We start from the raw sequence: 11072 nt of genomic DNA on the forward strand, positions 1-11072 counted from the left end.
TCTCAGGTGACCAAGATGAACATTCAAGTGAAGACCAAAACCCCGAAGGTCGCCGCGGCCGTACGCGCCATCAACTGGAACCGCATCGAGGATGACAAGGATCTCGAGGTCTGGAACCGCCTCACCGGCAATTTCTGGCTACCGGAGAAAGTCCCGCTGTCTAACGACATCCCATCTTGGGCGACGCTGAGACCGGAAGAGCAGCAACTGACCATCCGCGTCTTCACCGGATTGACGCTGCTCGATACGATCCAGAACGGTGTCGGCTCAGTAAAGTTGATGGCAGATGCAGCAACGCCGCATGAGGAGGCGGTGCTTTCCAACATCTCCTTCATGGAGGCGGTGCACGCGCGCTCCTATTCGTCGATCTTCTCGACGCTGTGCTCGACGCCCGATGTCGACGATGCCTATCGCTGGTCGGAGGAGAACGAGTTCCTGCAGCGGAAGTCGGCGCTGATCATGGAGCAATACGCTTCCGATGATCCGCTGAAGAAGAAGGTCGCGAGCGTCTTCCTGGAAAGTTTCCTGTTCTATTCCGGCTTCTATCTGCCGATGTACTGGTCGAGCCGCGCCAAGCTGACGAACACCGCCGACATGATCCGCCTCATCATCCGCGACGAAGCCGTGCATGGCTACTATATCGGTTACAAGTTCCAGCGGGCAGTCGAGCGTTTGCCGGAAACGCGGCGCCAGGAGATCAAGGACTTCGCCTTCGATCTGCTGCTCGAGCTCTACGACAACGAGGCGAAATATACCGAGGCACTCTATGACGGCGTTGGCCTGACCGAGGACGTCAAGAAGTTCCTGCATTACAATGCGAACAAGGCGCTGATGAATCTCGGCTACGAGGCATTGTTCCCTGCGGAAGCGTGCAAGGTCAATCCGGCTATCCTCTCGGCGCTCTCGCCCAACGCCGACGAGAACCACGACTTCTTCTCCGGCTCTGGCTCGTCCTATGTCATCGGCAAAGCTGTGGCTACCGAAGACGAAGATTGGGATTTCTAATCTCAGTGTTGTGGCGGTCCGGATCCTTTGCACCGAACCGCCCGAAGTTTTCCCCGCCACCATGGGGTGTGCATCCGTTCTCGCAGTTCGCGAAATGACCGATCAAGATCACAGGCGCGCCTGAACCGGTTCGCCTATTCCTTATTATGTGCGGCTAAAAACTACGAACGCCCTGTGAGCAGCCGAAAAGGAGAGCATGGTGACCATAAGTCACCACGGCTCATATTCGTGCTTATGCTCACCTCCGCATAAGCACGAATTCCATCCCTGGCCGGCTCATTGAGCCGGCATTTTCCTCTCTTTGATGCCGCTTGCGCGCGGCAGGCGGCAAGGGAAGCTGCGCCGCTGCTGGCATGTCATCAGGAGTGGGTGCAAATCTGCAGATTGCCAGCCGCGCCCTTGCCCCCTTTGCTCTTCGCGGCCGCCGGAAACGGTCCCGCAAATTGCGGGAGACATGAATCTGGAGAGAAGGGCGGCGCCAAAAGCGCCGGGAAAATAATGGAGAAAGAAAAACTGGAAGAACTTCGGGACCGTGTCCCGTGCGCAGCCGTGTTGGAACAGGCCGGCTTTGCCATCGATGTCAAGGAAAGCACCCGCAAGGCCGTGAAATACCGGCGCGGTGCGGAAATCGTCATCGTCATCCATGGGGGCCGGGGATGGTTCGATCCACTGTCCGACGCGAAAGGCGATGTCTTCGGTCTGGCGGAGCATCTGGAGGGCGTCGCCTTCGTCGAGGCGCTGGACCGGGTGGCCACCCTTGTCGGCGTCATCGTCAGGGATCCTGTCTGGTCTCGTCCAGCCGGAAAGCCGGCTTACAGCACTTCCGTCTCCGAACGCTGGGCAATACGACGTCGGCCGTGGCAGGGATCGATGACCTGGCGCTATCTGCGCACCGAGCGCTGCCTTCCGGCAACGATCATCCGGGAGGCCATCCAAAGTGATGTCCTTCGGGAAGGCCCTTACGGCAGCATGTGGGCAGCGCATGTCGATGATGATGGCGTTGTCTCCGGGTGGGAGGAGCGCGGCCCCGATTGGCGCGGCTTTTCGACAGGCGGTTCCAAAATCCTGTTTCGCCTTGGCTCTCCTGACGCGACGCGTCTTTGCGTCACCGAGGCCGCTATCGACGCCATGAGCCTTGCGGCATTCGAGGGGCTGCGTGAGAGCAGCCTCTATCTCAGCACCGGCGGTGGGTGGTCACCGATGACGGGCGCCGCGGTCCGCAAGCTGGCAGCACGTCCGGGTGCTGTATTGTTGGCGGCCACCGACGCCAATAGCCAGGGCGAGACCTTTGCCGGCCGCCTCCGTGACATCGCTGATGAGGTGGGCTGTGACTGGTTGCGCCTGAAGCCACCGGCCGAGGACTGGAATGAAGCGCTGAAGGCGCGGGACGAAGAAAATCGGGAAAGGAAAACAAGGGCAGGGGGAAGAGGCCTGCCGCATGCCCGCCGGCCGCGCGTCAAGGGTGAAGCTTCGCCCGCTTAAGAGCGGCCCTTGACCCGCCCGGACGGAGAGGCGGCTTGAGGGGAGGGGTCAAGAAGGACTGAAGAGGATGGTGAGCCGGCAGGCAGCACCGCGCTTCGGTCCGGACAGGGCCAAAGGAGCCGCCAATGAACACCCCTTCCGCAATCCGCAAAGTCTACCAGGGCATCGCCGAGCGTCATCAGATGTTCCGAATGTTCGACCGGCATGCACAGCGCCCTCACCGTTTCGACGGTGGTGCGAGCGCGCTTTACGCTGGCGAGTGGTTTGAAATTACCGAGCGTGAACATGATTACATGTTCGAGATCCTCCCGCCGCTTTGGATCCGTGGCTCGATGTTCGCCATGCGCGAATTCCTGACCGGATCCGTCACATCGGTATTCTTCGCGCTGCGGATCGACGGGGTCATCCGTCACTTCCATGGATATTGCGATCTCTCCGACCGCGGGTCGGTGGAGGACATGCGGCTGGCGATCATCGAGCGCGAAACGCGCCCTGTGCGCGCGATGACGCGGGACGAGCGCCTCGAGCACATCTGGAGCGCCACGGCGGACGCCTATCACGGCTACTCCGATGACACTGCCGCGCAGTATCTGCCGGGTCAGCGCGTCATCGCTCTCTACACAGGGGCTGGATCTGCCAGGTTAAAGCTTCTCGAAGACCTGACCGACGACGAGATCGCCACCAAACTGCCCGTCCAACTGCGCAATCTTCCCGCCGCGGCGGTCGCAGCGTGAGGAGGCGCTTTCCATGCTTTCGTTTCCGATTGAATCCGTGCGGGCGGTGATCGCTCGCGGTCGCGCTGACGCGGAAGCCAATGGCGGCTTTCGCAATCCCGACTTTGGCCTTCATCCCGGGCGCGACGAAGGGGCAGGTCTATGGCTGGTCGGTGACCACGGTGTCTACTTGTGCTCGAACGGCAAATTGCCGGATGGCGAAAAGCCGTTCGTCGCTTACGCACTCGAATGCGATCCTCGCACGAACGACGACTGGTTCGAGGTCAAACGCAAGACCTTTGGGGGAGATGACGGTGTCGAATTCATCGATGCCGAGCAACTGGAGGCGATGATCGCTGCCACCCCCAATGCCAGGCATCTCGGCATCACCTTCGACGAGGACTCGATGGAACTCTTCATCATCGAGTGGGCCTAACGTTCCTGCTCGCGGCGGGATCTTCAAAATCAATCAGCGTCCGTTCGCCCATAACTCCATCGGCGGAACGATGACGCGCGGCTCTACAAGGAGATTTTATCGTGAGCAACGACCCCTTCACGCTCGACATGTTCGGTAACACCGCACTCTCTTCCAGGCTCGGGCTTGGCGTGACTGCTTTCGGCGAGTTCTCGCCTGCGGCCGCTAATGACGACGATCCGGAACCCACGCCGCCGGCGCCGCCACCTGCCATGCCGGTCGCTGCCACCCCCATCCGGCGCACCGGCCTTCGGGCAAACTTCTATCTCGAGGGTGACTGCGGCTTACCGTCGTCCTGGAAGGATCGAGCGCGCGCCAATGTTGCGGCCATCCTCATCGCCAATAACATCTCCAAGCAGGACCGCCCGGCAACGCCCAAGGAGCAAGCGCAGCTGATCGGCTTCACCGGCTTCGGCGCCTGCGAACTCGCCAACGGCATGTTCCGCCGACCGGGCGAGCTCGATTTCCGGCAGGGCTGGGATGATCTCGGCTCTTCGCTAGAAAGCGCGGTTTCGGAAGTTGATTACGCCTCACTCGCACGCTGCACTCAGTATGCGCATTTCATGCCGGAGTTCATCGTCAAGGCGATCTGGGCCGGCATCCGGAGCTTGGCTGGCGCGGCGGCCGCGTGCTGGAGCCGGGCATCGGCACGGGCGTCTTCCCGGCGTTGTCGCCGGAGCGCTACCGCGATGCGACTTATGTCACCGGCATCGAGCTCGATCCGGTCACCGCGCGGATCGTCAAGCTGTTGCAACCAAAGGCACGCATCATCAATGGCGATTTCGCCCGCACCGATCTCGCGGCGATCTACGATCTCGCCGTCGGCAACCCTCCCTTCTCCGATCGTACCGTCCGCTCTGATCGCGCCTATCGGTCGCTCGGCCTGCGTCTGCACGACTATTTCATCGCCCGGTCGATCGACCTGTTAAAGCCTGGGGCGCTGGCCGCCCTCGTCACATCGTATGGAACGATGGATAAGGCCGATACGGCGGCGCGCGAGCACATCGCAAAGTCCGCAGACTTGGTCGCGGCGATCCGGTTGCTTGAAGGCAGCTTTCGCCGGGATGCCGGCACGGATGTTGTCGTCGACATCCTGTTCTTCCGCAAGCGGAAGGCCGGTGAGCCGGGGCAATCAGATGTGGCTCGAGGTTGACGAGGTTCGCCTCGCGACGGAGGACGAAGGAGCCCACCGCGTCAACAGGTGGTTTGCCCGGCACCCTAACTTCGTTCTCGGAACCCACGCGCTGACCTCCGGACCATTCGGAGAAACCTACACCTGCCGACCTCGGGATGGAGAAGATCTTGAGGCTTCCCTTGCCGCAGCGGTCGATCTCCTGCCGGCCGATCTCTATGACGGCGAGCCGACGCCCATCGATATCGATCTGGAGGACGAACTCGGAGAGATCGTCGATCTGCAGCCAAGAAACAGCGCTATCCGTGAGGGCAGCTTTTTCCTCGCCCGTTCTAAGGGGCTATGCAGATGCTCGATGGGGCGGCCGTACCTGTCACCATGCGCAAGGGTCGCTCGGGCGATAGGATTTCTGAGAAGCATATCCGGATCATCACCAAGCTGATCCCGATCCGTGACGCCGTGCGCGAGGTGCTGAAGGCCCAGGAAACCGACCGGCCATGGCGCGATCTTCAGGCCGCCTACGCATTGCCTGGTCAAGCTTTGTGCGCGACTTCGGGCCGATCAACCATACGGCCGGCTCGATCCAGGAGGATGTGGAGACGGGCGAGGTCAAGGAGACTCATCGCCAGCCGAATCTCGCACCCTTCCGCGACGATCCAGAGTGCTGGCTCGTCGCATCGATCGAGGACTATGATCTGGAGACCGACAGGACCAAGCCAGGTCCGATTTTTTCCGAACGTGTGATTGCTCCGCCCGCGGCGCCGACCATCGCTTCGCCTGCAGACGCGCTGGCTCTCGTCCTGAATGAGCGCGGCTGCGTCGATATCGATCACATCGCCGAGCTGCTCCGTAGCGATCCTGTGACTGTGCTCGATGAGCTGGGTGATGAAGTATTCCGCGATCCTGCCGATGGATCCTGGCAAACCGCCGATGCCTACCTCTCCGGAGCCGTCCGCACCAAGCTCGCCGCAGCACAAGCGGCAGCCGAGCTCGCTACGGCCTATGAGCGCAACGTGCGGGCGCTTCAGGATGTGCAGCCTGCCGGAGGCCGACGCTCTTACACCGGAACTGAGGATATTCCTCAGGATATCCACCAAGTCGCAGTGGGACAGGACGTTTGATTGCGGTTCTCGGCGTTCAGCCAGCGCACGACCGAAGAGTTGAACGGTCGGATTTCCAAGATTGCTGCAGATTTGACCGAGGACCAAAAAACTGGCCAGACATACTATAGTGTTCGAGTGTTCGTTCCCGATACCGAATGGGCAAGACTTGGTGAACTCGCGCCACTCGCGGGAATGCCGGTGGAAGCGTTCGTACAAACCGGTGAGCGTACGGCGCTCGCTTATCTCGCCAAGCCGATCACTGACCAGGTGGCGCTTGCATTTCGAGAGGAATGAATCGACATTGGCCCAGCCATGCGGCGCTGCGATGACAGCGGCTATGATTGGGCGGAGGGATCAGACGTCGTCAAAGGCATCAGTTGGGCTCTTTGAAACGAACTCCAACCCCGCCACCTTCGCTGGAAAGAAACAGGACCCCGGCATTTTCCAATGTCATTCGAATCAGCTTCAGGTTAGCGGCTGTGATGGAGGGCACTCCATTCTCGGCTTCGGCACGTCGTATCGTTGAAAGTCCCACACTCGCTGTCTCGGCAAGATCTTCTGCCGACCATTTAAGAAGCGCTCTCGCCGCTCGTATCTGAGCCCCGGTGATCTCGCTCATATTTTCCAATTTCTCATTGAAACATTTTCGTTCATATGCAACATTTAGGTTCAAGCGGCCGCATCGGTGTTTTCGCCACCGCATGCGGCCTGCCAAAACCTAAGCTGTCAGGAGCTCGGATCATGGCTGATTCCGACAATAGCAGAACTTTATCAACCGTCACGCTGACTTGCCGTCTTTCTTCACTCTTCTCATAGCGGGGTAAACGTGGAACTCCGCCAACTATCCCTTTTCAGAGCCGTTGCCGAGGAGCTGCACTTTGGCCGGGCGGCGATCAAGATGAACATCGCCCAGCCGGCGCTCAGCAACCATGTCATGGCGCTTGAACGGGAGCTTGGTTGTCCCTTGTTCATCCGGTCGACGAGACGCGTCGAGCTGACAAGGGCAGGGGAGACGTTCTATGACCGCGCCGTCCGCATCCTCAGCGAGATGGAGCTGACGACCGAGCTGACGCGCGCCGCCGGCGGCAGCCGCATTCGCCAGATCAAGATCGGTACCGTCTATCCAGCCACCATGGGCATGTTGCCCCTGTTTCTTGGCAAGATCGCCCGCAAGTTTCCCGACGTCCACATTCACATTGTTTCAGGCAACACCGGGGACATTATACGCGGGCTGGAGACCGGACAACTGAACCTCGGCTTCATCAGGCCGGTCGAGAACATCGGATCGCTGCGCTTCTTCTCGGTTGCCCATGAACGCTATCTGCTGGCGGTTTCGAAGAGCAATCCTCTGGCATCACTCAACGAGATCTCGATCGAGGACCTGCGCGATCAGAAGATCATTGCCTTCAACCGGCAGAACCTCTCCTACACCGAACGGTACTTCAACGGGAAGTTCGAGGAACACGATCTTACCAAGAACGTCGCCTATAGCTGTGATGACACCTATTCGCTCGTCTCTCTCGTCTCCGCCGGTCTGGGCATCGGCTTCGCACCGGAATGGACGACCGATATCCCGAACCGCAGCTTCGTGCTCAAGAAGGTGAGGGGGATCGACTTCAAGATCGGGCTTGGCATTGCATGGTCGAAGGAGGACCCGACCGCGTCGCGTGATGATATTGTCGAGATCGCGAAATCGATGGTGCGGCGGGGGTGATGTTGCCTTCACTTCACCGGCAGAATGCAAAACTGCATTGGAAATGCGATCGCATGTATGCCCATAAATGTCAGCGGTAGCGCCTTCACGGTATGCGCCGTCCACGCCCCATTAATTTTACAGTTTCCGCTATTGGGTAGTGCTGGCTTAGGATTGGATGTGAGCTCACCGGATAGTATCTGACGAGCTCATTGTGAGGCTTTGATGCGGGCGGCGTATGCCCATGGCATCAGGGCGTCGATGTCCTTGGCGAGGTGACCGTTTGCGAGACGGGTGAAGAGATCGCAAAGATAGGCGTAGGGTTCAACGCCGTTCATTTTGCACGTGCCGATGAGACTGGCAAACCGAGCCCAATTGCGGCCCCCTTCGTCGTGCCCCGCAAAGAGCGCATTGCGGCGGTTCATTTTCGGTCGGCGGATGGCGTTTTCCACCAGGTTGGAGTCAATATCGACGTGGCCGTCGTGCAGGAACATCCGGAAGCCGTCCTGTCGCGTTCGCATATAGGCCAGGGCTTTTCCGAGATCAGACTTTCGTGAGACGCGCTTGGCTTGCGCTGCCAGCCAGGTGAAGAACTTGTCCACCAGCGGAAGGGACAGGTCCTGTCGAACTGCCCGGCGATGTTCGGGATCTGAGCCCCGGATACTGTCTTCGATCTTGTAGAGCGCGGCGATCTGCACCAGCGCCTCGTCGACGATGGGTGATCCGCTCTTTGGCGTAGCCTTGATTAGCTTTCTGCGTCCGTGCGCCCAACAGAATGCCAGCTTCAAGGGATCGCCACCCATCCGGTCCGACGTGGCGAGGTGAGAGTAACAGCCGTAGGCATCAACCTGGATTGTGCCGTTGAACCCGTTGAGGATTTCAGCGGCATATTCACCTTTACGCCCAGGTCGATAATGGAACACCACGCCTGGGGGCGCTGATCCGTTCCAGCCGCGATCGTCACGCAACACGGCCCATAGGTAACCGGTCTTCGTCCTGCCTCGCCCAGGATCCAACAGCGGAGCCGTGGTCTCATCGACATAGAGCCGCGTGCTTTCCCACAGCAGCCGTTTTGCCATGTGGTCGACCACCGGTGCGATTTCACTGCCCGTGCGCCCCATCCAATCGGAAAGGACCGTGCGGTCTATCGGCACCCCGTGTCGCGCCATGACCTCGGCCTGCCGGTTGAGCGGCATATGTTCGGAATGCTTGGAGACGGCAATCTCAGCCAGAAGGGCTTCCGTCGGCGAGCTCCCTTCCAGCAGATGCGCTGGCGCTCTGGCCTGGATGACGCCCGTTCGACCCTTGGGGCAGGCGTATTTCGGGCGGATCGTGACGATCACCTCGTAGCGTGCCGGTAACCGGTCAAGCCGTTCCGTCCGATCTTCGCCGATCCGCACCATATTGCCGCAACCGCAGGGAAACGATGCTGTCGGGCTCGATCACTCTCTCGACTCGCGGCAGGTATTCGGGCAGCGCACGGGCCTTACGCTCTTTGCGAGGAGCGGCCTTGTCCGGATCGGAGGCGCTGGCTTCGATCTTTTTCTCGACGGCGGCGATCCGCGCCTGTGTTTCGGCCATCGCCGTTTCAAGGTCTTCCAGCGCAAGTTCCATCTGCGCCGGATCGAGCTTTTCCGATTTCGGCGCGAAAGCTCAACTGTGGACAATATTCCCTCGGCAAGGTGCCATACACTCTATCCGCCGGTTTTTGCGTGAAGCGATCTCTGTCTTGAGCCGACCAGCTATTGCGTAAATGACTGGCCTGTCTTTACGAACTTGACGAACTTATCCATCTTTTCCATATAGGTACTTCCGCATAAAACGGCCAGCTGCTCGGACTCGATGGCGCCAAGCGGGGGTATCGCTTCCCTGATTGGCAGCTCGATTCAGATGGCAAGCCATTTGCTGCACTCCCTAACCTTCACGAGATGCTCGGTGGAGCCTGGGCAGTTTATCGCTTCCTGGTCCAGCCGCATGGTGAACTAGATGGTCTGACGGGTCGTGAAGCTCTGGAGCGCGGACGAACCAAACAGGCGATCGCGGCAGCGGAGAGCATTGGGCGAGATTTCCGGTAAATGGGAAATGCACTACCACCCGCCAGCTTCGAAACAGCAGATCTGCATTTACATGTTGTTACGCCTCGCTCACAGTTTGGCCGCATCTACCTCGCTAGGTACCCTGATCCGCTCGGCTTCGGAAAGACGCCAAGCCGCTTCAGCGACCCGCGTCGCCGAAAGCCAGGCAATCGCTTTGGCGTGCTCTATATTGGCCACACCGTCAAGGTCTGCTTTCTGGAAGCCTTGCTACGGGATCAGCGCGACGGCTTGATCGGTGACCTGCCAATTGCTGTGTCAGAGTTGCGTGACCGACAGTTTGCGCAGATCGAGGTGATTTCCCACTTACGATGGTTGACTTGCGTGGCGGCGACGGCGCGATCAAGATGGGTGCACCGACGGATGTGGCAAAATCCTCCAAACAATCCTTCCTCGCGAGTGGGCTGTTGCATTCCGTGGACATCGAGATCAGGTCGACGGAATCATTTATCCCTCGAGGTTAAACGGGCATACGAATCTGGCGGTGTTCGATCGTTCCATCGGCAAGCTGAAGATTGTCGGCGCGACAAGGTTGATACGGGCGCCGGGGCTCGCGAATGTCCTCGATGACCTGAGGGTTGCGATTGTCGGCACATGATCCAACCCTCGTTCAGCGTTACGAGATAGGTTATTTCTGACCGCCGATCCTCGTCAGATCTATCCTGATACCCGCCGTTCCGATGTCCTTTGGGTTTAAGGGCTCGGCCTCGCTTTCAGCCGGCGCGGCGTCGGCAGGCTCCGGCTCCGCCGCCTTCGCGTTGTCATTCGTTTCAGCGATGGCGCCTGGATCATCAGACTGAAACACGCTTTGACTCTCGAACTGGCCTGTTTTCCAGGCGTAGACCGCATCGTCGAAGATTTGCGGAAAGACCTCTGCGCTCGTGGGGTTGCCATACCATTTCTTTACGATCCGAAGAATCTTGGCGAACATTGAAGATCCCTTGCGGAGGTTCGCGCAGGGCTCGAATAGATCGGAACTCATCTCGGAGGCATCTTTGACGCCGAGACCGGCCGGAAATTGCGTCAGTCCTACCCGGACCACCGCCTGTCCGGCATACTCACGAACGACGCTCATGGCTTCATCAGGGGTGTTCGGCTTGGGAACGAGGATTAGACGACCGCCCAATTTGACGGTAACGGCAAGTGGGTCTCCAGAACCGACCGCAGACACGAACTGCTCGACAATAGCAGTCTTGAGCGCTGGATCCGCGCACTGTTTGATAAAGGCAGGGTCCATGTTGATCGCTCCGAAGATCAGGTGTTGAAAGACATCACGAGAGGTATGCCGAGCGCTGACCGGCAATCGCCGCCACGGTCTTAATGAGCGGACCAAACCCGCCCGGGCATAGGCCCGCGCGAAGGTAGCCTCTCTTAAA

8 protein-coding genes and 4 pseudogenes are annotated in these 11072 nt (G+C 59.5%); 9 read left to right on the plus strand and 3 right to left on the minus strand.

Annotated features, from left to right (window positions below; genetic code table 11):
- Positions 1–15: 15 nt before the first annotated feature.
- The 6 genes and pseudogenes from nrdF to ACCD05_RS15305 all read left to right on the plus strand — a co-directional run.
- A complete protein-coding gene (gene nrdF, locus ACCD05_RS15280; RefSeq protein WP_413393733.1) occupies positions 16–1005 on the plus strand; it encodes a class 1b ribonucleoside-diphosphate reductase subunit beta in 990 nt (329 codons plus the stop codon).
- Between the two features lie 498 nt (positions 1006–1503).
- Complete coding sequence (locus tag ACCD05_RS15285; protein ID WP_413393796.1) at positions 1504–2487, plus strand: DUF3991 and toprim domain-containing protein; 984 nt, start codon at positions 1504–1506, stop codon at positions 2485–2487.
- Positions 2488–2612: 125 nt separating this feature from the next.
- Complete coding sequence (locus ACCD05_RS15290; protein WP_413393735.1) at positions 2613–3221, plus strand: DUF1419 domain-containing protein; 609 nt, start codon at positions 2613–2615, stop codon at positions 3219–3221.
- Positions 3222–3234: 13 nt separating this feature from the next.
- Positions 3235–3636 carry a DUF3085 domain-containing protein gene (locus ACCD05_RS15295; RefSeq protein ID WP_413393737.1) on the plus strand — a complete coding sequence of 134 codons (402 nt, stop codon included), beginning with the start codon at positions 3235–3237 and terminating at the stop codon, positions 3634–3636.
- Between the two features lie 101 nt (positions 3637–3737).
- A pseudogene (locus ACCD05_RS15300) lies at positions 3738–5865 on the plus strand (lactate dehydrogenase); the annotation flags it as partial.
- A pseudogene (locus tag ACCD05_RS15305) lies at positions 5864–6204 on the plus strand (HlyD family secretion protein); the annotation flags it as partial. The pseudogenes ACCD05_RS15300 and ACCD05_RS15305, both read left to right, overlap by 2 nt.
- A gap of 79 nt (positions 6205–6283) precedes the next feature.
- Here the strand turns inward: ACCD05_RS15305 and ACCD05_RS15310 are convergent.
- On the minus strand, positions 6284–6529 hold the full coding sequence (locus ACCD05_RS15310) for a helix-turn-helix domain-containing protein (protein WP_111562339.1): 246 nt from the start codon (positions 6527–6529) through the stop codon (positions 6284–6286).
- A gap of 207 nt (positions 6530–6736) precedes the next feature.
- Between ACCD05_RS15310 and ACCD05_RS15315 the strand changes: the two genes are divergently transcribed.
- Positions 6737–7624 (plus strand): LysR family transcriptional regulator, encoded by an 888-nt coding sequence (locus tag ACCD05_RS15315; protein WP_413393738.1) that lies wholly within the window; start codon positions 6737–6739, stop codon positions 7622–7624.
- 188 nt (positions 7625–7812) lie between these two features.
- Here ACCD05_RS15315 and tnpC read toward each other — a convergent pair.
- A pseudogene (tnpC, locus tag ACCD05_RS15320) lies at positions 7813–9253 on the minus strand (IS66 family transposase); the annotation flags it as partial.
- Positions 9254–9423: 170 nt separating this feature from the next.
- Between tnpC and ACCD05_RS15325 the strand changes: the two are divergent.
- Together ACCD05_RS15325 and ACCD05_RS15330 are read left to right on the plus strand one after the other, a co-directional pair.
- Positions 9424–9678, plus strand: a pseudogene (locus tag ACCD05_RS15325) (XRE family transcriptional regulator); the annotation flags it as partial.
- A 463-nt stretch (positions 9679–10141) separates the two neighbouring features.
- The gene (locus ACCD05_RS15330; protein WP_413393798.1) at positions 10142–10294 is read left to right on the plus strand and encodes a hypothetical protein; all 153 of its coding nucleotides are present in this window, start codon (positions 10142–10144) and stop codon (positions 10292–10294) included.
- 30 nt (positions 10295–10324) lie between these two features.
- Here the strand turns inward: ACCD05_RS15330 and ACCD05_RS15335 are convergent, their stop codons facing one another.
- Entirely contained in the window at positions 10325–10933 is a 609-nt protein-coding gene (locus ACCD05_RS15335; protein WP_111562341.1) for a TraH family protein, read from the minus strand.
- Positions 10934–11072: the final 139 nt, after the last annotated feature.

Source organism: Rhizobium sp. Rhizsp42 (assembly GCF_047304155.1).
Taxonomy (GTDB): domain Bacteria; phylum Pseudomonadota; class Alphaproteobacteria; order Rhizobiales; family Rhizobiaceae; genus Rhizobium.

Coding starts and splice junctions, on each gene's coding strand:
- ACCD05_RS15310 (WP_111562339.1), bottom strand. CDS start 6,529: ATGAGCGAGATCACCGGGGCTCAGATACGAGCGGCGAGAGCGCTTCTT.
- ACCD05_RS15285 (WP_413393796.1), top strand. CDS start 1,504: ATGGAGAAAGAAAAACTGGAAGAACTTCGGGACCGTGTCCCGTGCGCA.
- ACCD05_RS15295 (WP_413393737.1), top strand. CDS start 3,235: ATGCTTTCGTTTCCGATTGAATCCGTGCGGGCGGTGATCGCTCGCGGT.
- ACCD05_RS15290 (WP_413393735.1), top strand. CDS start 2,613: ATGAACACCCCTTCCGCAATCCGCAAAGTCTACCAGGGCATCGCCGAG.
- ACCD05_RS15335 (WP_111562341.1), bottom strand. CDS start 10,933: ATGGACCCTGCCTTTATCAAACAGTGCGCGGATCCAGCGCTCAAGACT.
- nrdF (WP_413393733.1), top strand. CDS start 16: ATGAACATTCAAGTGAAGACCAAAACCCCGAAGGTCGCCGCGGCCGTA.